Raw genomic sequence first — 21,836 nt, forward strand, 5'->3', positions numbered from 1 at the left:
GTTTACCCTACAAAAAAGCCATATTCGCCTCGGTGAATATGGCTTTTTACTTTGATATGGTTTGTCATTAAAGAAGCAGTCAAGACGTTGATAGCGATGACTCGAATACCCCATATTCAAATATCGCCACTAAATGAAATGGCATTACTCTTCAAATACGTATTTATCTATCATACCGACCATACGGCCAATTTCGGGTTTAGTAATAGTGTCATTCGCCCCCAATGCTATTGCCTTTATACGGTTATCCTCGCTCATTAGGGAAGAAAACATCACAATCGGCATGTGTTGGTATGCCTTGGATTCTCTTAAGCGTTTAACCAGATGCATGCCATCCATGCGAGGCATTTCAACGTCCGTGATTACAGCACTGACAAAGTCTGAAATAGAAGCATTATCTTGTTCAGCCAGACTCTCAAATTCCATTAGCATTTCAAGCGCATCACCACCATCTTTAGCTGTAATAATGTTATAACCTGCACTGCGGAGCGTATTTTCAATCATTTTGCGAATAAAAGCGGAGTCATCGACGACCAAAATGGTTTTCGCTTCACGTTTCGCCAGCATTTTATCATTGATCAGCACGCTCCTATCGAGGGTGACATCGTACTTATCCATACTCAGCTCGGGATTGATATCGGCAATGATTTTCTCAAAATCCAATATCATAATCAGCATGCCATCACGGCGAACCACGGCAACGACACAATCATTTTCACCCGCTTCTAAAAACTGACTCGGCGATTCAACTTGCTCCCACGACACCCGATGAATGCTGCGAACACTATCAATTAAGAAGCCATTAATCATCTTATTAAAATCAGTGACGATAACGACCTTATGGGTTAAATCTTCCGGTGTCGATATGCCTAGCCAACCAGCAAGATCGACTAAAGGGATCAGCTTTTCTCGCAACGAGAACACCCCCACCATATGCGGTTGTGCATTGGGATAGTCGGAGGTTTCTGGCACCCGAATCACTTCTCGCACTTTGGCGACATTGATCCCGTAATGACAGACTTTATGGCCGCCGTTAGGGAGAATCTTATGCAGATGAAACTCAATAATCTCGAGTTCATTTGTGCCACTTTCGGTCAATATTTCTGATTTTTTTATTTCGCTCATATGAAGCTCTCAACCTAGCAAATCAACATAAGAAAGGTATTCCAGCTATCAGTATAGGAAGGGATTAATGAGTTAGGCACGATAGTGCGATTTTACTGCCTGATTAGCGTGATATTTCTTAAATATGAGTTGATCACAGATTGATCACGGGCTTACTTTTGTTTAAAGAGATAAGCCGCTAAACTAATGCGCCATAATACTCCCTAGAATAACCTTAACCCCATGCCGCAATTTAGCCCGACCTTTTCCTTTCCAGTGCAAATCTACTATGAAGATACTGATTTTTCTGGCGTGGTGTATCACCCCAACTTTTTGAAATACTTCGAGCGTGCCCGTGAGCATGTAATTGGTGCGGAGCGTTTAAGTGCCTTGTGGCAACAAAACCAGCTGGGTTTTGCTGTGTATCGTAGCGATATGCTGTGCCATGAGGGGGTGGAATTTGCCGATATTATCGATGTACGGACTCAGTTTTACTTCGAAAGTAAGTACCGCACTGTGTGGCAGCAGGAGATTTGGCGTCCACAAGGTAAAAAACCTGCCGTCACCGCCACCATTGAAATGGTGTGTATGAATCAAGCTCGCCAATTAGCGCCTATGCCAGCGGAGTTAATCGCCGTTTTAAGCCAAGGTTTTGCCTCAAAGGTGCAAAACTAATACGGGCGATTTGACTAAAGCGATAATGAATATCGTTAGAGCCCCATAGGAATGGGGCGAGCAACGACCCATTAAAGCAGCCCTAACGTTAATTGGTCCTAACGTTAATTGATGTCGGATTTACTGGGTCTAACATTACTCAGAGTTGGTTTAATGAATGGCTGATTTAAATGTGATGCAGCTTAGCCCAATTCATTTCAAGTTCGGCGGCACGCATAGGTTTAGCGTAATACATACCTTGTAGGGTATCGACGCCCATAGCGACCAGCCTATCTCTGATCTCAAGGGTTTCGATCCCTTCGACTGTGACTTCATAACCTAATTTTTTAGCAATATTGATGCTGGCTTCGAGGATATATTCCGATGGTTTATCTTGCTCGAGATCCTTTAAAAAGGCTTTATCGATTTTGACTTCATTAACGGGTAGATGCTTCAAATAAGCCAATGAAGAATGACCGGTACCAAAATCATCAATCGCGAGCCTAACCCCTAACGCACGAATTTTATCTAAGGTTTCGACCGCCTTAGTTAAATCCGCCATTAAAGTACTTTCGGTAATTTCAATCATTAAAGATTCGGGTGGAAGCTGGTAATAAGCTAATCTTGCCGCAATTTCTTGGGGCAAGGTTTCACTATCGAGATCCCGTGTTGATAGATTGACCGCAACGCACAATTGTATCCCTGCCGCGCGCCATTTTGCCTGCTGCGCTAACACTTGATCGAGTGCCCATTGGCTCACTAAATCAATCATGCCGGCATATTCGGCTAAGGGGATAAACTCGCCAGGAGAAATAACCCCAAGCTCGTCGTGCTCCCAGCGCATCAAGGCTTCAACCTGAAAACACCGTCCCGTCGCAATATCTTGTTTCGCTTGATACACCATATACACTTGATTGCGTTGTAAACCTTTGGGCAAGCTATCGATAATTCTCAGTTCTCTTAACTGTTGAATATCATCATTCTCGGCATAGTAAGCAATCGCGCTACGAGAGTGGCGGGCTTTCTTCAGCGCCAAATCGACGCGGCGTAACATCTGGCTCGTGTCGGCGTGGTGTTCATGTAAATGCACACAACCGATTTGAAGTTTAACGCTGACTGGCGTGTTCTTAATGCTAAAAGGCACCTGCAAACGACCTCTTAAATGAATGAGTTGCTCTTCAGTCAACGCTTGCTCGTAATATAGGCAGAACTCATCGCCATTGAGCCGTGCGATTAATCTTGGAGATAAACTTAAGCTGTTTAACCGTTCTGCAAATTGCTTTAGCAAGATATCGCCAAATACAAACCCAAAAAGATCATTTACATAGCGAAATCGATAAATATCAATCAGCACTAGCGTCCCTTGAGTCAGTGGCATCATAGAGGCCAGTGTACGTTTCAAGCCAACGCGATTCACCAGCCCTGTCAGTTTATCCTTACCCACACTTGCGGGTAAGGCCTTTAATAACTCATCTAAGGTATGGTACAGAGGTGCAAACTCTTGGGGAACAATGCCAATGTCTAAAGCTTGGCGCTCAATCTTTTGTTGCTCTAATTGGGTACAAAGTTGTGATAAAAACTTTTGTTGTGACCGTAGCGACCTATATTTTACCTGCAATATATACAATGAAAATATCAATAAAATGAGCGAAGCAACGACTAACCCGATTTCGAACATACCTTGGCCTCTGCTTTACCGCGTAAGCTTATTATCAAATGGCACTGCAGTTGAGTGCCTAAGCGCCATTTGAGTTCCATTTAGGCCTAACGATTATTGGTAACTTTCTCTAATTGAATGGAATTTTTCCATAAATTCATCACTGGCTAAATCATCGGTTGTCACGGGTAAACCACGGGCAACAAATACACCAAGACGTTGTTCTAACTCTGTACCTGCCCGTAGCTCACCGGTATAGAAGGCCGCTGCACGGATAAAGTCGAGGTAAGTAACATGGTCGGGCAGATAAGGTAAATCGGCCCAGCGCTCTACCACTTCCATCACTTCGGTAGAAAAATCCCAACTCTTTAACACAGCACGACCTAATGGCCCCTGCATTTTACGAACGAGCGCGCGCAATTGATCAATGCTGGTAAATAAATGTGGATTAGCCTCGGCTTCCGTCAATACTGGCAAGGCGCCGATGTTATGCACGAGTCCAGCTAAGGTTAAGGTGTCGAAATTTAATCGACTACTTGAATGACGTTTGTTATACATCTGCAACATGGAACAAGCGGCGGCGGTCACATCAATTGAGGTACGCCATACTTCATCCATCACTTCCCACACCATTTCATTGGTGGAAATGAACAATTGCTCCATTGCCACTGACGTTGCAATGCTTTTAATTTGAATTAACCCAATGCGTGAAACCGCACTATTAATGCTTTCAGCGGGGACGCCTCGGCTGTATAAGGCACTATTGGCCACCTTAATAATACGGGCAGAAATCGCCGCATCTTGGCCGATTACTTCTGCCACTTGTTTAAGACTAGCATCTGAGCGTCCGACCACTTCTTGCACCCGCATCGCCACTTCAGGCAACGTCGGTAGCACTAAGGCATCATCTTTTAGTTTTTTTAATAAACTGACTAACAGTAGATGTTCGGTAGACATCTTAGCTCCCATCAATCTGTAAACATGAACATTGGATAGTTGGAGTATATCAGCTGGCTGTCATTAGATACGTAGAAAAAAGCAACGGACGTTAATAAATTGTATGATTGCGTTATCAATTTTGCCTTAATTATCGGCTTTAATCTTCTACAGTAATCATCACCAGAGCTGAAATGTTCCTCGCTGCTCGCTCACGCTAAACGCCCTATATTCGCAAAATGTGAAGTACCACTAAAGTTAGTGAAGGCAATTTGCATAACCCTACTTTCATTGTGTAAAATCCCGCCCCCGCGCACCGCGCCATTTATTCATCGATTAATTAACCAATTTGAGAGTGATTATGTTTAAACCTGAGTTGCTGTCTCCAGCTGGAACCCTGAAGAACATGCGCTACGCCTTTGCCTATGGCGCAGATGCTGTGTATGCCGGTCAGCCGAGATATAGCCTAAGGGTACGTAACAATGACTTCAAAATGGAAAACCTTGCCACAGGCATACAAGAAGCCCATGCGCTGGGCAAAAAACTCTATGTGGTGAGCAATATCGCGCCCCACAATGCCAAGCTAAAAACCTATATCAAGGACATGGAACCCGTAGTGGCGATGAAGCCAGACGCGCTGATCATGTCCGATCCGGGTTTAATTATGATGGTGCGTGAGGCCTTTCCCGATCAGGTAGTGCATTTATCCGTACAGGCCAATGCCATCAACTGGGCCTCGGTCAAGTTTTGGCAAACCCAAGGGATTAAACGTGTGATCCTGTCGCGCGAACTGTCCTTAGATGAAATCGAAGAAATTCGTCAACGCTGCCCAGATATTGAACTCGAAGTCTTTGTGCATGGCGCCCTGTGTATGGCGTATTCAGGCCGTTGTTTGCTTTCGGGTTATATCAATAAACGCGATCCAAACCAAGGCACCTGCACCAATGCTTGTCGCTGGAAATACGACGTGCATGAAGCGCAGCAAAATGACAGCGGCGACATCATTGCTATGCCTAATGCAGTGCAAATCGAAACTCCGACGACGTTAGGAGCAGGTGCACCTACAGATCAAATATTCCTGCTGCAGGAAGCCAATCGTCCGGGTGAATACATGCCAGCCTTTGAAGATGAGCATGGTACTTATATCATGAACTCTAAGGACTTACGTGCGATTCAACACGTTGAGCGCCTAACAAAAATGGGCATAGACTCACTTAAAATTGAAGGCCGCACTAAGTCTTTTTATTATGTTGCCCGCACCGCACAGTTGTATCGCCGCGCGATTGAAGATGCGTCATCGGGTAAAGATTTCGACCGCAGCCTAATGAATCAATTAGAGGGACTCGCCCACCGTGGTTATACCGAAGGCTTTTTGCGTCGTCATGTGCATGATGAATATCAAAATTATGACTATGGCTACTCAGTCAGTGACACCCAACAATTTGTGGGTGAACTGACGGGCAAACGCAACCTGGCGGGATTGGCTGAAATCGAAGTGAAGAACAAGTTTTCCGTTGGCGACAGTGTCGAGCTGATGACGCCGCAGGGTAATATCAGTCTGACGATCGAACAACTCGAGAATCGCAAGTCAGAAGCGGTTGAAGCGGGCCTAGGTTCGGGGCACACTGTATATCTGCCCGTGCCAAAAGAAGTCGATTTGAGCCACGGTATTTTGCTACGTAACCTGCCTCAGGGCCAGGATACGCGCAACCCACATGAACTAGGTTAAGGTATGGCATTACTGATCGACGATAGCTGCATCAACTGCGACATGTGTGAGCCTGAGTGTCCTAATCAGGCCATCACTATGGGCGAAGAGATCTATGAAATCGATCCCGACCGCTGCACCGAATGCGTGGGGCATTACGACAAACCCACTTGCGTGTCAGTCTGCCCCATCGATTGCATCGACCCAGATCCAAACCGCGTCGAATCCAACGACGAGCTGTTAGTGAAATTTGCCGTGCTAACGCAAAAAGCTTAATCACTTAGCCACAAGACCGAGCGGTAATCTAACCTCTCGGTCAAATCCGCCCTCATCCCCGCCTAAAGCGTTCACAATACTGGCATATAAACAGTATGCAAAACCATTTAAGCGCATAAATCCGAGCATTTAATTACAGCTTCATAAAAACACTACTTTAGACTGACGCTGGTTTAGATCTGCCAGCCAAAAAACTGACTGACGGTATTTATCCCTTCTTCATCATTTATCATTAAAGACATAATGTCGCTTGATAAATCAACATTTTTGCAAGCTGTGTCACTTTAATGGATTGAGAGTTATTATTTTGACGCTTAATTGTTCGACTCAATCATCATTCCTGTACAAACTCATTCACTCCTCAATTGTAAATCAAGTGTTACATTTTAATTTTATGAATGAGCTAAGCCTTAAGCATTAAACTGGGCAGGTTGAAAATACCTTCTACATTGGATTATGTCTCGAAGTCCGTGGAGACATAAAAAGAAAATGGAGTTCAACATGCATAAGAAACATTTAATAGCAGTCGCGGTCGCAACTGGACTTGCTTACTTCCCTGTTAACGCTAATGAATACCAAGCCACTATGGTCAATGTGCCGCAATCTAAAGCCATCAAAGATACTTACATCGTTGTATTCAATACCCCAAGTGTTCTTAATCTCAGTAATAACAATGCCATATCTGAGTTTGCTACTCAGCAAGCCGAGAGTTTAGTGAATCAATATGATGTCAGAGTGATGAGAAGCTTTGGCAGCGCCCTCAATGGCGTATTAGTCAATGCAAGCCCCCAACAGATTAAAGCCTTGCGTAGCGATCCTAAGGTGAAATACATAGAACAAGATCAAGTGATGTCAGTAATGCCCATGATGGAAGCCAATGCAGACCAACCGAGTCCGACCTGGGGCATAGACAGAATCGATCAACGCAACTTGCCATTGGATAGCAACTATCACACGGATTACGATGGCTCAGGTGTGACCGCCTTTGTTATCGATACTGGCGTGCTAAATACCCACAATGAGTTCGGCGGCCGCGCAAGCAGTGGCTATGACTTTATCGATAATGATTACGACGCGACTGACTGTAACGGCCATGGTACCCATGTGGCGGGGACGATTGGTGGCTCAACCTACGGTGTCGCGAAAAACGTCAATGTGGTGGGTGTCAGAGTGCTCAACTGTTCAGGTTCTGGCAGTAACTCTGGCGTGATTGCTGGGATAAACTGGGTGAAAAACAATGCTTCTGGCCCGGCGGTCGCGAACATGAGTTTAGGGGGCGGCGCCTCCCAAGCCACAGATGATGCCGTCAATGCCGCCGTAGCTGCGGGGATCACCTTCGTCGTCGCGGCCGGCAATGATAATAGTAACGCCTGTAACTACTCTCCAGCCCGCGCAGCAGATGCCATCACCGTTGGTTCAACCACCAGTAACGATTCCCGCTCGAGTTTTTCTAACTACGGGACTTGTTTAGATATTTATGCGCCCGGTTCGAGCATCACTTCCTCTTGGTATACCTCAAATTCGGCGACAAATACCATTAGTGGCACCTCAATGGCTTCCCCCCATGTGGCAGGCGTAGCAGCATTATACTTAGATGAAAATCCTAACCTCTCACCCGCACAGGTGACGAACTTACTCGCGACGCGCGCCACTTCGGGCAAAGTCACAGATGCTAAGACAGGCTCACCGAATAAGTTACTGTTTTCACTTGCAAGCGATGATGGTGGCTGTGGCAATGATTGCCCCGTTGACGAGACTCAGCTGCAAAATAATGTGGGTATTGCGATCAGTGGAGCCACAGGTTCAGCAACTTATTACTACATTGATGTCCCCGCAAATGCGGCCAGTTTAGGCATCAACCTCGCGGGGGGCTCTGGCGATGCGGATATTTATGTCAGCCAAGGACAAAAACCGACGACGACCAGCTATCAATGCCGCCCATATCAAAATGGTAACAATGAGAGCTGTAATTTTACCGCACCTGCGGCGGGTCGTTGGTATGTGATGGTCCAAGGCTATAACAATTATGCTAACGCCCAGCTTACCGCCAGCTATAACCTTAATGGCGGCGGAAATTGTACCGATGCGAACTGCTTAACCAATGGCGTACCTGTCACGAATTTGAGCGGAGCAACGGCAACTGAAGCCCTGTATAAAATCGTCGTCCCTGCCAATTGCCAGCTGAATATTGCCACCAGTGGCGGCACTGGCGACGTGGATCTGTATGTTAAAGCAGGGACTGTCCCAACGACCACCAGCTATGATTGTCGCCCCTATAAAAATGGTAACAATGAAAGCTGTTCGATTACCGTGACTCAAGCGGGAACTTACCATGTGATGTTACGTGGTTATGCTAATTACTCGGGCGTTCAACTGAGTGCAAGCTACTAGCGAGTGAATCGGTTCAGTGAGTTTTGAATCAAACTCAAGCCCACTAAGGTAACAACTGAGTGGGCTTTTTAGTGGTTTATTCAGAAGGCTATCTCGCTAAGTAGCATTAATAGCTTGATTAATAACTTGGAGACTTAGCGAGAATAACCGTTGGTTTGGCTTCGAGTTGCAGACGCTCGATCACAGCAGCGAGCTTTTCAACGCTAAGGCGAATTGGGGTCGGCATACTGGCAAATTCGATACTGAGCAGCAGGTTTTTCACTTCGAGCCCTAATTCTGTATCGCCTTCAATACTCAACTTACGCTGGAAGAATAGCGTGTCGGGATCTTCCTTTGCTGCTGCCACTAACACCAGTTCAGCCGAGTTGGCACTAAAGCTCACCTGCGCGTCGGTCAACTCTCTGACTTGCCACTTGCCATTAAAACTCACCTCAAAGGCCAGATTTAAATCATCCACTCGGATCGCAACCCATTTATCACTCAAAAATCCGAGTTCATCGTCTGCTGCTTGCTCGGCGAGTAATAGCCCAAGTAATTGGCTGATCACTTTCGCTTTGAGGCTAAAGGGCATTTTAGCAAGGGGAAAGCCAATGGCTTTTGGAGTGAATTCTAAAAGTTGCTGAGCGATTTTTGCGGAAAAAACAGCGGACATGGCGTAAACCCTACAAGAATAAAACATATATATCCCAGTTTATCGGGATTTTATGATCTTAAACCTGTTTTAAATCAATTCATCGCCATTCAATCTTACCTACACTCAGCGGCTATCATTTTATCGGGAGCATCACTATGGAGCTGTTGTGTCCAGCAGGAAATCTGGCCTCGCTAAAGTCGGCATTACATGCCGGAGCCGACGCTGTGTATCTAGGACTAAAAGACGACACCAACGCCCGCTCGTTTGCAGGATTAAACTTTACCCCAGCAAAGTTGCAAGAAGCCACTGAGCTGACGCAAAAGCACGGCAAGAAAATTTTTTTGACCTTAAATACCTTTCCAAAACCCGGTGAAGAGCACCGCTGGTATCAGGCCATTGATTTAGCGGCAAAACTGGGTATGGATGCATTAATTGTCGCCGATCTTTCTTTACTCGATTATGCCCATAGGCACTATCCCAAGCTGCCACTGCATTTATCGGTGCAGGCCAGTGCGACGAATCTCGGCGCGCTGAGCTTTTATAAGGAAGCCTTTAACATCGCCAGAGTCGTGTTGCCGCGGGTGTTATCGATGAAACAAGTGCGTGACCTTGCCAAGGTCAGCCCAGTGGATTTAGAAGTGTTCGCCTTCGGTAGCCTGTGCATTATGGCCGAAGGCCGTTGCCAGCTGTCATCCTATGTAACGGGACAATCGCCCAATACTGGCGGCTCTTGTTCACCGGCAAAACACGTGCGCTGGCAGGAAGAAGGCCAGAACCGATTAACGCTGCTCAATGATGTGTTGATTGATAAGTCGGCCCTTGATGAACAGATGGGCTATCCCGTGGTATGTAAAGGCCGTTACATCACGGAAGATCAAGATTCGCCGCAGTATTTACTCGAATCACCAACCAGTTTGAATACCTTAAGCCTACTGCCAGAACTCGCTAAGGCGGGCATAGTGTCGCTAAAAATCGAAGGCCGCCAACGCAGCCCTGCCTATGTTGAGCAAGTTACGAGAGTTTGGCGCCAAGCCATAGACACCTATCGAGATAACCCCGAACTGTACTCAACAAGCCAAAACCAACCCCATTGGGAACAAGCCCTTGCAAAAGTTTCCGAGGGTCAAATCACCACACTTGGCGCCTACGAGCGTGATTGGCAATAAAGGTTAATGCCAGATTAACAAAGGATAAGTTATGCATATTTCCCTAGGCCCGCTGTTGTATTGCTGGCAAAAACAACAGGTCACTGATTTTTATCAGCAAGTCGCCGCCAGCCAAATTCCCTTAGTGTATTTAGGCGAGGCCGTTTGCAGCCGCAGACGTGAACTCAAGTGGGGCGATTATCTCGAACTGGCACAGATGCTTAAGCAGGCGGGTAAAGAAGTGGTGATATCAACGCTGGCGTTAATCGAAGCGCCATCGGAATACACTGAGCTGAAACGCCAGGTCGATAACGGCGAATTTATCGTTGAAGCGAACGATATGGCGGCAGTCTATCTCGCCAACGAGCACAAGCTGCCCTTCGTCTGCGGCGCGAGTATCAATAACTACAATCGCGCCAGTTTAGACATTTTGCAACGATTTGGGATGCAAAGGTTTGTGATGCCAGTGGAGCTATCTAAGGCTTGGTTACAACAAGTGATTCAAGAGCAGCCATCATTTGAGGTGGAAGTGCTCGGCCACGGCTATTTGCCCCTCGCCCATTCGGCGCGCTGCTTTACCGCTAGGCACAAACAACTCACCAAAGATCATTGTGAAACTGTGTGCCGTGAATACAGCAAAGGGCTACTCGCGCAAACCCAAGAGCAGCAGCCTTTACTCAGGCTCAATGGGATCCAAACCCAATCCGCTAGCTGTTTAGATTTACGCAGTGAAATAGCAACCATGGTAAAGATGGGCGTGGATGTGTTTCGGGTATCACCCAGTAGCTTTGACTGCATCACCATAGCCAATAGCTTGGTCGATGCGATTAACACGTCTGAAAATGCTCAAAACGTTGCTATTGGCAGCGATGCGAACCTAGAGACAACCCAGTGTAACGGCTATTGGTTTGGAGAAGCGGGCCTTGCTATGCATGCGACTCCCTAGCCTAACTCTTGATCTGTGCATGACTCTTGGCTGGTTCGATCTTGGTTGGAGTGTAACTGACTGAAAAGCAGCACAGTGGTCCAGCACAATAGACTCCCCAGCCCTATCCATTCCAGTAGGGCTGGCCACCACAAACTAGGACGCGGCAGCTGCAATACCATCTCCTGATAAAACGGCCTATCGCCTTCGGTCAAACCTAAATCCAATTGCGGCGCATACAGAAACGTCATCATGCTGCACAGCACAATGAGGGCTAATAACCCAGTCCAACGGCCAAAATAAGACTTGCCGAGACAGACCCAGGCTAAGTAGAAAATTGCACTTAAGCTTCCCAGATAGAAAAACCATTTCAACCCTAAAACGTGCAGGTGATACACGTTCACCGGAAATAATCCCACGCTCGCTAAGGCTAAAAAAGTGCACGCCAAACTAATAAAGAAAGGATATCCCCAAAAAGACATCACCTGCTGTAACGAAGACAAACAATAAAACACAAGACTTAAGCTGCCAAAAAACAATCCCCCGTTAAGGATCACAGCAAAAGACGAGTGACCATAAGTCCCCAATTCGCTAAGGGTATAATTTAAAAAATTAAAGCGATGGGATTCGACATCATCGAATCCTAAAACAGTCATCACAATACCGATTAGAAGCCCAAAGATCCCCAGAAAACCAAACTTAATGGCCAATGTCGAACCGCCTTTAATCTTAATCTTCTCTACTTTTGTCGTCATGAATACTTGAGTTGGATAGGAGTGATACTAACTTACATGGAAATGAGAAGATTTAAAGCGGCGGGTATCCGCTTTATGAATAATATTTTTACTTTCATCGTTATTAGCGACTATTTAGTCAACACCTAAAGCATCAGGATGCTGAGGTAGATCACTCATCTCACTGAGCAGATTTAACTGCTTGTCGCATAAAAATGTGCCGAGCAGCAAAATAGACTGAGCATCACAGTGGTAGCCGTAAAGCCTTGCTGCCCACGCCATGTAGAAAGTGTTATCACGATAGCCCGCTTAAATCGCACAAAAAACCAACTAATAGGGCTGTAAGGCTAAAGTTACTGATGTTTTTTCGTGCAGAAACAACATCTCAATCGTTTTAACTACAACACCACACAAAGAATTAACCCACCAGAAACAAGAATACTTAACACAATGTTTATAATGAGTTTTTACTTGTATCCACCCGAAAGCACCGACCTAATATCACCGACAACTTAAGTAAAATAACTATGCTGTTTTGCTGCTTATATCAAACTAACTAGCGAATCGTTTTACATAGACAAGCTAAGCGAGTAATCTTCCCCATTCTCGTTTTTGAGTTGAATTTAAATGCACCTTAATTGGCGTCAACAGCGTGTTACGTGCGGCTATTAATTCAAATTTACCATGTACGACTCGTACTTTAAGGTGTACAAAATTGGCTACTGAAAATAAAAATCGAAACATTAAGACGATACTCACCTTTATCGTCCCTTCACTGATCGGTCTGTTGTTATTTATGACCCCTATCAGTTACAACGATGCGATCACTATTCCTATCGCGATTATCTCTAAAGCACTGCAAGGCGCATTGAGCGGCGTGTTAACCCTTATAGTAACCATAATTATCGTGGTTACGGCGCTGGCCTCTTCGCTGTCAAAAGCATTTAAGCCTAAGTTTGTGGCCCAGAATCACTTCCTTAATGCCTTATTAAATGTCAGTCCATTATGGTTGGTCACACGGATCATAGGTGCAGTGTTTGTCGTACTGACCTATTTAGGCTTAGGCCCAGAGGCCATTAACTCCACAAGCACTGGTGCATTAGTCTTAAATGACTTACTGCCCGTGTTGTTTTCTGTTTTTATCTTTGCGGGTATGTTGTTGCCGCTGCTGCTGAACTTCGGTCTGCTCGAACTGTTTGGCACACTATTAACCAAAATCATGCGCCCCGTGTTCAATCTACCGGGTCGCAGCGCAATTGATTGTATGGCCTCATGGCTAGGTGATGGCAGTGTGGGAATTTTGCTGACCAGCAAACAATACGAAGCCCGTTTTTATACCCAAAGAGAAGCGGCGGTTATCGGCACAACCTTCTCGGCAGTATCGATTACCTTCAGCCTAGTCGTGATCTCGCAAGTTAAGTTAGAGCACATGTTTGTGCCCTTCTATTTGACTGTGTGTCTCGCCGGTTTTGCCGCCGCTGTGATTGTGCCTAAGCTGCCACCGCTATCGTGGAAGAAAGACAACTACATAGACGATACCCCGCGCACGCCAGATGATGAGTTGATCCCCGCGGATCGCAATGCTTTCTCTTGGGGTTTTGATAAAGCCTTAGAAAAAGCTGCCAGTGCTGGTGGTATCAAAGGCGTATTGAATGAAGGCCTTAAAAACGTTGTCGATATGGTGTTTGGCATTCTCCCTGTCGTCATGGCCATTGGTACTTTGGCGCTGATTATTGCCGAGCACACGCCGATCTTTAACTATCTGGGTATGCCGTTTATTCCATTACTCGAATTACTGCATATTCCTGAAGCGACTGAAGCCTCTAAAACAATTGTGGTGGGTTTTGCGGATATGTTTATTCCGTCGATTCTGGCCAGTTCGATTGAATCGGATATGACCCGCTTTGTAATTGCAGCACTATCTGTGACTCAATTGATCTACATGAGTGAAGTGGGTGCATTACTTATCGGCAGTAAAATCCCCGTCAATTTTGTTGAGCTCTTCATGGTATTTATTCTACGTACCTTAGTGACTCTGCCTGTTATCGCGGGTGTAGCGCATTTATTGTTCTAACATTACGCTAGTTTGGGCCTAACGTAGGTTTTAATGTAAGTCCAACAAGCGTTCCAAAAAAGGGGAGTCAGATTAACTGACTCCCCTTTTTGCACTAACTCATACACGAACTGGCTGATTTGATTATATAGCGTGACTTAATCGTACAATCTCCACTCGACAGCACACAACTCACTTTGGGACAAAAGCGTGTCAGAACCTCGGCTGCATCAGGCGAATTTCGGATAAAAATTTCTATGGCGATAACGGCGTTGTAATCGGCAAAAAATTGTTGGCTAAAATTTTGTGAGGCACGAACAAAGCCAACTGTTTTTTGTTCGCGTTTACAACTTTGTTAGCTGTGCGCTGCGCGGTCATTGTAAATGTTATCGGCTCGTTCAAAAACAGCTCTGTGTTCATTTGAACATACCGCAACTTCAGCCCAAGTAATAACGGCGTCGAAATTCCTAACAGTAGTTGCTTTAGGCCTGTATTTCGATGAGCACAACCCTACAAGATAAACTTGATTCCAAGGTAGCTCACTACTCTGTATCATTTCTTTAGCAAGAACCATCTTTTCGATTTGATTAGGGCTAAATTTTTGGTTTGCTTTGGCCTCAACCAATACGATTGATTCATCAGAAAGAACAAACACATTATCGAATGTCTGTTTCTCAAACGACTTATCTTCACGACCAATATATCCCTCTTTCGCTAAATCTCTGAATAAACATATTTCATAGCCACTATCTATTATTTCAACACCACTATCCAAACCTAGCTTATTGATTAACAACGTTTGAAGCGGTTCACGATCGCTGACATACGCATGATGCAGAGATGAAGTAAAAAAAACTTCCGTTCTTGTTATTTCACTTAATTTTTTCATATACATTTGAGAAGCCATGAGATGAATTGCTATTGACACCTAACGCAAAGAACACGGGCGGAAAAACGCGTTAGCGTTTGACGTCCCAGTGGCCAAAGGCCACGAGTGATGAAAAAAAATCTGGCCATCCATTTTAGATCAACAACATAATGCACTTTTGGTTTATCTACAACTTGTACGAGCTAAAATTGCTTAAATGAGAGTCATCAAAAGTTGAAGGGCTCAAGCTAAGGCATAAAAATGAGCTAACTCATTAAAAATAGTGTATTTAAGACATGCTAACCCACCCAATAAAACACATGGGCAGTGATTGGTTTAGTTAAGCAGGATTACAGTTAGTTGCTGTGAAAGTGCTGACAGCTTGCCGCAAAGTGCCGTCGTCGCTTTTCTAGATGTTCGCAGTAATCAGTGAGTGCTTGCAGCGTACCCACCGGACCATGAAATAGCTTGCCAAACTCAGTAGTGAGCTTGAGCCAATTATCATGGGGAATATTTAATCTTGCCAGTAACTTAGCGCTATTTACACTGATAGCCCCACGTTTATCACTTCGAATAATTCGACCTGTATCATCGACCAATTCAAGGTAATCCGATAATAAAAACGCAATGCCATTGGGCTGGTTGTCGCGCTCATTACCGATAAAAGGCAGTAGATTTTTAGGTTGCTCACCTTTTAAGGCGGCCCGAATACGCAGCTGAATACTGGTATGGTCGGATTGTTCTGGTGTATCAGCCAGTTGCGCTCTAATCGGATTTAAATCGACGTAAGTCATACAGGCTAACACCGCAGTTTCATCGAGTAAGGCTTGGGATTTGAATCGACCTTCCCAAAACCTGCCAGTGCAGTTATCTTCTTGATTTGCTTGTCTTGCTATCGGTTCATTAAGGCAGCGCATAAACCATGAAATATCGCATAATCGGCTGCGGTAAATTGCGATTGAATGCTTTAATCTGTGAACTTCATGCGCCTCAACTAACTCACCTTTGGCGAATTTTTGCGTTAATTCATCGCCTTTAAACAGCTTATGCCACTGCTCAAGTACTTCGCGGTCAGTCCAACGATTGGCGCTGTCGACATCGACCCGCAGCACCACATGCAGATGATTGGACATCACTGCAAAGGCCGCCACATCAATAGCAAAAACCGCTTCGAGTTCAAACAGTAGCAATTCTACCCAAGCGCGGCGATGGTCATAATTTTTTCCCGAATAGGCATCATCACCACACAAAAACGCACGCCGCACAACGCGACTACAGCAATGGTAATAAGGCGTGTCTTCAACACTTATCTGAGTTCTGCGAGGGCGCGGCATACAAACCTCCTTGTTTAATGCTTAACCCAAGCATAGTCGGAGGTTAACAACTGCGCTATTTAGGCTGGGTGTCCATTTTTATTGTTTATACTGATTGCCCCACGTTTATCACTTCGAATAATTCGACCTGTATCATCGACCAATTCAAGGTAATCCGATAATAAAAACGCAATGCCATTGGGCTGGTTGTCGCGCTCATTACCGATAAAAGGCAGTAGATTTTTAGGTTGCTCACCTTTTAAGGCGGCCCGAATACGCAGCTGAATACTGGTATGGTCGGATTGTTCTGGTGTATCAGCCAGTTGCGCTCTAATCGGATTTAAATCGACGTAAGTCATACAGGCTAACACCGCAGCTTCATCGAGTAAGGCTTGGGATTTGAATCGACCTTCCCAAAACCTGCCAGTGCAGTTATCTTCTTGATTTGCTTGTCTTGCTATCGGTTCATTAAGGCAGCGCATAAACCATGAAATATCGCATAATCGGCTGCGGTAAATTGCGATTGAATGCTTTAATCTGTGAACTTCATGCGCCTCAACTAACTCACCTTTGGCGAATTTTTGCGTTAATTCATCGCCTTTAAACAGCTTATGCCACTGCTCAAGTACTTCGCGGTCAATCCAACGATTGGCGCTGTCGACATCGACCCGCAGCACCACATGCAGATGATTGGACATCACAGCAAAGGCCGCCACATCAATGGCAAAAACCGCTTCGAGTTCAAACAGTAGCAATTCTACCCAAGCGCGGCGATGGTCATAATTTTTTCCCGAATAGGCATCATCACCACACAAAAACGCACGCCGCACAACGCGACTACAGCAATGGTAATAGGGTGTGTCTTCAACACTTATCTGAGTTCTACGTGGGCGCGGCATACAAACCTCCTTGTTTAATGCTTAACCCAAGCATAGTCGGAGGTTAACAACTGCGCTATTTAGGCTGGGTGTCCACTTTTATTATTTGCGAGGTGACCATATATGTCCCCGCTTTAACCCGCTTTAACCCGCTTTAACCCGCTTTAACCCGCTTTAACCCGCTTTAACCCGCTTTAACCCGCTTTAACCCGCTTTAACCCGCTTTAACCCGCTTTAACCCGCTTTAACCCACAATTTTGTGTTTTTGACTTTTACGCGTCAACCATTATTAATGAGTTTCATGCTGAAAAAATCAAAACGCTGATCTATATGTACATTAGTCCGTCTTAGCTAAAACTGATGTTTGATATATCCACTTCAACAAATAGCAGCATTGGCGCATAACGCGCCGATGCTTCACATTTTATATAGAAGAGAATTTTTAGCGCCCAATGATTTTCATCATATGGCGTTGTCGCATCAACGTTTGATAATCCATTCGCTGATGACAAAACATCAATAAATAGAGGGTTAATTTACCACTAGGTTGTTTATCAATCTTATAAACAACTCTATAGTCACCTTTTAGTAGCTCTAAATAGTGCACACCGATAGGTATAAATTCTATTTTTCTCCCAGATTCAGGAAACAATCGCAGTTGGTTATCTATGTCTTGTAAAAGACCTTTAATCGCATCCCTTGCTTCTGAATTTCCTATCACCTTTGATTTCCAATTTATTGCTACTTTCGCATCAGCTTTAAAATCATCGGTGTACAATATTTGTAGCGCACTATTCATAATGGTTGCCCTAAAGGTCGGACAGCATCTCGTCTAGACTCATAACTTTTCCAGCTTTGATACTGTTTTCACTGTCGATAACCAATTGCATAAACGCGAGTTGCTCCTGCATCAAGTGATAAGCTTCAGCAGTTTGAACCACTAATGTTTCTTCACCATTTTGAGTGACAAACATCGGCTCAAATGCTAATTCCTCTCTTAATCTGGCAGCATTCGCCTTCATGTAACTGATTGGTTTTACGTTGCTTAGTGTTCTTTCATGCATTTGCTCCACCTTTTCGGTTAGTTTCTCTCTATCCTAAAACTAACCAATCCTCTCGTTGCTTTTCTGCTCTGATTTCGATTCCAAATATGAAGTGGCGATATTTGGACATTGCTTGCTGACTCAATCAATCGTCTGGAATGAGCAAGACCAAATTTAGTCCTGTAGTCTTTATTTGTCAATTCATTTTAATATGTACTGTTTAGAATTATGAGGGGAACCTACAGCGTCGAGCCTATATGGACATATTCATGGCGTGTCACAGGGGAAACAATGACAATTCATGCTGCAAACTAACTGTCGGTTCTAATTGCATTCTTATGTGAATCTTGCAGGTTCAGTCCAAGTTAATCCACCTTTTGTCATCTGCATGTCATCTAAACTTCATCATTCAGTCAAAGCCCCTCACTAAGCTCATATTCGTTAACAGCCTAATGGGGTGAATACGAGATGACAGGATTTAATTTCAAGGAATTTGAAACAACTGCGCAGGGACAGATAAATGACCCTAGCCTTTCACCTCCTACCTTTAACCGCTCGACGCAAACACCTACATCAGCTCCGACATCAGCACCTACATCCTCAAACCGATTTAATCCCGCCTATTTTGCCCCATCCGCATTAACTTCAGACCAGACGGCATCACCCCATACACCAAGCATCACAGTTAACGCCCTCTGGCTATCGGATATCCATTTAGGCTGTAAAGATTGCAAGGCCGACTACCTGCTCAGTTTGCTTGAAACTGTGCGTTGTCAGCACTTGTATATGGTCGGTGACATAGTCGATTTATGGGCGCTGAAACGTAAACTGCATTGGCCCGATAGCCACAATAAGGTGCTACAAAAATTCATAGAGCTGGCACAAAACGGCACCCAAGTGATTTATCTGCCGGGCAACCACGACGAACTGATCAAGCCCTATGCCGAGCTAAGCCTGTGGAATATCAAAATTGCCCGCCAACATATTCACCACGGAATTGGCGGCCATAAATTGTTGATGCTCCACGGTGATCAGTTTGATGGCGATGTCTGTGTCGGTCGCTTCTACGCCATATTGGGCGATCATTTATATGACTTATTGCTGTTCCTTAATCGCAATCTCCACAGCTTACGGGAACGCTTAGGTTATCCCTATTGGTCACTGGCAAGTTACATCAAATCCAAAGTGGGTAAGGCTCAAGCCGCTATCGGACATTATCGCCAAGCGGTACTCAACTATGCCCAGCATTTCGATGTTGACGGCGTGATCTGCGGCCATATCCATCAGCCGGAACTCTCAACTCACCCCAGAGCTGCACAATACTGCACGCCCCAAAGTACGCCTGAGCAACGGCAGATCATCTACGCCAACGACGGTGACTGGGTCGAAAACTGCAGCTTAATCACAGAAACCTTAAGCGGTGAATTACAGCTGTGCCGCTGGAATGAACAGACACTCAATCTCGATATTCTCAGCAGCATAGCGTTAGTGCAACAGCCGCATGAGACGCACAAAAACCAACAACAAAAAACGGCAGTGCAGCCAATGCCAAACACAAATACCGGCGAAACTCGCCCAAGGGATGTTGCCTAATACTATGAACAAAATAAATAATATTAATCAATCAGATAACACTGTTACACACAATAAACAGTCACTAAACAGCGACCTTAGCCATAACAATCATGCTATGCAGAGTGCTGCGATAAAGGCGAATCGTATGATTTTTACCGTTGATAATGTGGTTGAACAGAATCTGCCGTCGATCAACGACAAACCTTGGCTCGCTAAACCCGCCAAGGCCATGCTGCGTTACCTGCTCAATGAAAAACAATGCAACGATATCGCCAATCAATATGCCTATTTACAGGGCGTGGACTTTGTCGAGCAAGTGCTGGCGAGTTTCGACTTTAGCTTTACCGTGCCCGCCAACGAGATTGAAAACATTCCCTGCGAAGGCCGAGTGGTGATCTTCGCCAACCATCCCATAGGTTCACTCGATGGTTTAGCGCTCATCAAGCTTATCAGCGAAATTCGCCCTGATATCAAAGTCGTCGCCAACGAACTCCTGATGGCGCTGGAACCGCTGCACTCAATCTTACTGCCTGTGCGTAATATGACGGGCGGCACACCGAAACAGCATTTAGAAAAAATCCACCAGCACCTACGTAACGAAGGCGCTGTGCTGATTTTCCCGTCGGGCGAAGTCTCGCGTCTGCGTCCTAACGGCGTGCGTGATACTCAGTGGCACTCTGGCTTTTTAAAGATGGCGATTTCCTGTAATGCCCCCTTACTGCCGATATTTTTAGATGCCAAAAACTCCGCCACCTTCTACGGCGCATCTATGATTTACAAGCCACTCGCCACACTATTGCTAGTGAAGGAAATGTTCAAACAGGCGAAACGCAATATGCCGATCCGTATCGGCGAGCTTATTCCCAATGAAGCCGTGCGCTCGATGGACTTTCCGCTCAAGACCAAAATAAAACTGCTTAAAAATCACTTGTATCGTATCGGCAAAGATAAAGACCCGCTGTTTATCACCCAAAACGCTATCGCCCACCCTGAATCGCGCCGCGAACTGCAAGCGGCGCTGCAGCAATGCGAACTGCTCGGGGAGACGCAAGATAACAAGTTGATTTACCTGTACCAGCACCACGACAGCAATCCCATCATGCGGGAAATTGGTCGCCTGCGGGAAATCGCCTTTCGCGCCGTGGGTGAGGGTTCGGGCAAACGCCGCGATATCGACAAATACGACTCCTACTACCAGCACTTAGTACTGTGGGATAAAGAGCAGTTTGAAATTGTCGGCGCCTACCGTTTTGCCAGTGGCGACAAAGTCTTAGAAAAATACGGCGAAAACGCCCTCTACAGCCAATCGCTGTTTCAATACGCCGACAGCTTTATGCCCTTCGTGAAACAAGGTTTAGAGCTTGGCCGCAGTTTTGTGCAGCCTAAATATTGGGGCAAACGCAGCTTAGATTATCTGTGGTTTGGCATAGGCGCTTATCTCGCCAAACACCCTGAATATCGCTACCTATTTGGCCCAGTGTCTATCAGTAATCAACTGCCCGGCAGCGCCAGAGAAATGCTCGTGCACTTTTACTCGCGAGAATTTGCGCCTGCGCAGCAGATGGCGGTTTCCATGTCGCCCTTTGGTTTATCCAAATCCCAAAAAACCAAGTTAGATGATTTGTATTTCTCCGAGGATTATCAGAGTAATTTCAAACAACTCAAACAAGTGCTCGCGAGTATGGGCGCTGCAGTGCCTACCCTCTACAAGCAATATGGTGAGCTGTGTAAGGCTGATGGGGTTAAGTTTCTCGCCTTTGGTATCGACGCCGACTTTGGCGATTGTATCGATGGCTTAGTGCTGGTGGACACCCACAAACTGAAAGGCAAAAAGTATCAACGCTACATAGGCGCGCACTTGCCCGAATCTGAGCGGATGCCAATCACAGCGGATGATGAACCAGAGGTCCAAGATCTTTGCGTTAAAACTTTGTAATGGGTG

General features: G+C 45.4%; 18 protein-coding genes and 1 pseudogene. 9 read left to right on the forward strand and 10 right to left on the reverse strand.

Annotated features, from left to right (window positions below; translation table 11 throughout):
- Nucleotides 1–144: 144 nt before the first annotated feature.
- On the reverse strand, nt 145–1,125 hold the full coding sequence (locus AYJ58_RS18680) for a chemotaxis protein (RefSeq protein WP_106651271.1): 981 nt from the start codon (nt 1,123–1,125) through the stop codon (nt 145–147).
- Between the two features lie 222 nt (nt 1,126–1,347).
- Here AYJ58_RS18680 and AYJ58_RS18685 point away from each other — a divergent pair, with 222 nt between their 5' ends.
- Nucleotides 1,348–1,779, forward strand: coding sequence for a thioesterase family protein (locus tag AYJ58_RS18685; RefSeq protein WP_106651272.1), 432 nt, complete (start codon nt 1,348–1,350; stop codon nt 1,777–1,779).
- Nucleotides 1,780–1,945: 166 nt separating this feature from the next.
- Here the strand turns inward: AYJ58_RS18685 and AYJ58_RS18690 are convergent, their stop codons facing one another.
- Together AYJ58_RS18690 and AYJ58_RS18695 are read right to left on the reverse strand one after the other, a co-directional pair.
- Entirely contained in the window at nt 1,946–3,436 is a 1,491-nt protein-coding gene (locus AYJ58_RS18690) for a putative bifunctional diguanylate cyclase/phosphodiesterase (RefSeq protein ID WP_106651273.1), read from the reverse strand.
- Between the two features lie 93 nt (nt 3,437–3,529).
- Nucleotides 3,530–4,372: an HDOD domain-containing protein gene (locus AYJ58_RS18695; RefSeq protein ID WP_106651274.1), complete on the reverse strand. Its 843-nt coding sequence runs from the start codon at nt 4,370–4,372 to the stop codon at nt 3,530–3,532.
- Nucleotides 4,373–4,712: 340 nt separating this feature from the next.
- On the opposite strand from AYJ58_RS18695, the gene trhP reads away from it, so the two are divergent.
- The 3 genes from trhP to AYJ58_RS18710 all read left to right on the forward strand — a co-directional run bounded on the left by trhP (nt 4,713) and on the right by AYJ58_RS18710 (nt 8,726).
- On the forward strand, nt 4,713–6,080 hold the full coding sequence (gene trhP / locus AYJ58_RS18700; protein ID WP_106651275.1) for a prephenate-dependent tRNA uridine(34) hydroxylase TrhP: 1,368 nt from the start codon (nt 4,713–4,715) through the stop codon (nt 6,078–6,080).
- Nucleotides 6,081–6,083: 3 nt separating this feature from the next.
- Nucleotides 6,084–6,335 (forward strand): YfhL family 4Fe-4S dicluster ferredoxin, encoded by a 252-nt coding sequence (locus AYJ58_RS18705; RefSeq protein ID WP_006082676.1) that lies wholly within the window; start codon nt 6,084–6,086, stop codon nt 6,333–6,335.
- 501 nt (nt 6,336–6,836) lie between these two features.
- Entirely contained in the window at nt 6,837–8,726 is a 1,890-nt protein-coding gene (locus tag AYJ58_RS18710; protein ID WP_106651276.1) for a S8 family peptidase, read from the forward strand.
- Between the two features lie 118 nt (nt 8,727–8,844).
- Here the strand turns inward: AYJ58_RS18710 and ubiT are convergent, their stop codons facing one another.
- Nucleotides 8,845–9,378, reverse strand: coding sequence for a ubiquinone anaerobic biosynthesis accessory factor UbiT (ubiT, locus tag AYJ58_RS18715; RefSeq protein ID WP_106651277.1), 534 nt, complete (start codon nt 9,376–9,378; stop codon nt 8,845–8,847).
- Between the two features lie 137 nt (nt 9,379–9,515).
- Between ubiT and ubiU the strand changes: the two genes are divergently transcribed.
- Both ubiU and AYJ58_RS18725 read left to right on the forward strand, forming a co-directional pair.
- The gene (ubiU, locus tag AYJ58_RS18720; RefSeq protein ID WP_106651278.1) at nt 9,516–10,526 is read left to right on the forward strand and encodes a ubiquinone anaerobic biosynthesis protein UbiU; all 1,011 of its coding nucleotides are present in this window, start codon (nt 9,516–9,518) and stop codon (nt 10,524–10,526) included.
- A 31-nt stretch (nt 10,527–10,557) separates the two neighbouring features.
- A complete protein-coding gene (locus AYJ58_RS18725) occupies nt 10,558–11,451 on the forward strand; it encodes a U32 family peptidase (protein WP_106651279.1) in 894 nt (297 codons plus the stop codon).
- Here the strand turns inward: AYJ58_RS18725 and AYJ58_RS18730 are convergent.
- A complete protein-coding gene (locus AYJ58_RS18730; RefSeq protein ID WP_106651280.1) occupies nt 11,448–12,185 on the reverse strand; it encodes a hypothetical protein in 738 nt (245 codons plus the stop codon). The two genes, AYJ58_RS18725 and AYJ58_RS18730, sit on opposite strands and share 4 nt — an antisense overlap.
- Nucleotides 12,186–12,879: 694 nt before the next feature.
- On the opposite strand from AYJ58_RS18730, the gene AYJ58_RS18735 reads away from it, so the two are divergent.
- Nucleotides 12,880–14,238 carry a YjiH family protein gene (locus AYJ58_RS18735; protein ID WP_106651281.1) on the forward strand — a complete coding sequence of 453 codons (1,359 nt, stop codon included), beginning with the start codon at nt 12,880–12,882 and terminating at the stop codon, nt 14,236–14,238.
- 334 nt (nt 14,239–14,572) lie between these two features.
- On the opposite strand, the gene AYJ58_RS18740 is transcribed toward AYJ58_RS18735, so the two are convergent.
- The 5 genes and pseudogenes from AYJ58_RS18740 to AYJ58_RS18760 form a co-directional block, all read right to left on the reverse strand.
- The gene (locus tag AYJ58_RS18740) at nt 14,573–15,112 is read right to left on the reverse strand and encodes a hypothetical protein (protein ID WP_037428558.1); all 540 of its coding nucleotides are present in this window, start codon (nt 15,110–15,112) and stop codon (nt 14,573–14,575) included.
- Nucleotides 15,113–15,441: 329 nt separating this feature from the next.
- On the reverse strand, nt 15,442–16,419 hold the full coding sequence (locus AYJ58_RS18745) for a transposase (protein ID WP_106651282.1): 978 nt from the start codon (nt 16,417–16,419) through the stop codon (nt 15,442–15,444).
- Between the two features lie 80 nt (nt 16,420–16,499).
- Nucleotides 16,500–17,297, reverse strand: a pseudogene (locus tag AYJ58_RS18750) (transposase); the annotation flags it as partial.
- Nucleotides 17,298–17,718: 421 nt separating this feature from the next.
- Nucleotides 17,719–18,075 (reverse strand): type II toxin-antitoxin system RelE/ParE family toxin, encoded by a 357-nt coding sequence (locus AYJ58_RS18755; protein ID WP_106651283.1) that lies wholly within the window; start codon nt 18,073–18,075, stop codon nt 17,719–17,721.
- A gap of 10 nt (nt 18,076–18,085) precedes the next feature.
- Complete coding sequence (locus AYJ58_RS18760) at nt 18,086–18,340, reverse strand: type II toxin-antitoxin system Phd/YefM family antitoxin (protein WP_106651284.1); 255 nt, start codon at nt 18,338–18,340, stop codon at nt 18,086–18,088.
- A gap of 447 nt (nt 18,341–18,787) precedes the next feature.
- On the opposite strand from AYJ58_RS18760, the gene AYJ58_RS18765 reads away from it, so the two are divergent.
- On the forward strand, nt 18,788–19,912 hold the full coding sequence (locus AYJ58_RS18765; RefSeq protein ID WP_106651285.1) for a UDP-2,3-diacylglucosamine diphosphatase: 1,125 nt from the start codon (nt 18,788–18,790) through the stop codon (nt 19,910–19,912).
- On the forward strand, nt 19,902–21,830 hold the full coding sequence (locus AYJ58_RS18770; RefSeq protein ID WP_106651286.1) for a GNAT family N-acyltransferase: 1,929 nt from the start codon (nt 19,902–19,904) through the stop codon (nt 21,828–21,830). Before AYJ58_RS18765 ends, AYJ58_RS18770 begins: the two co-directional genes overlap by 11 nt.
- The last annotated feature ends 6 nt before the right edge of the window (nt 21,831–21,836 follow it).

Origin of the sequence: Shewanella sp. Pdp11 (assembly GCF_002838165.1) — a bacterium.
In the GTDB taxonomy this organism is placed as follows: Bacteria; Pseudomonadota; Gammaproteobacteria; order Enterobacterales; family Shewanellaceae; genus Shewanella; species Shewanella hafniensis.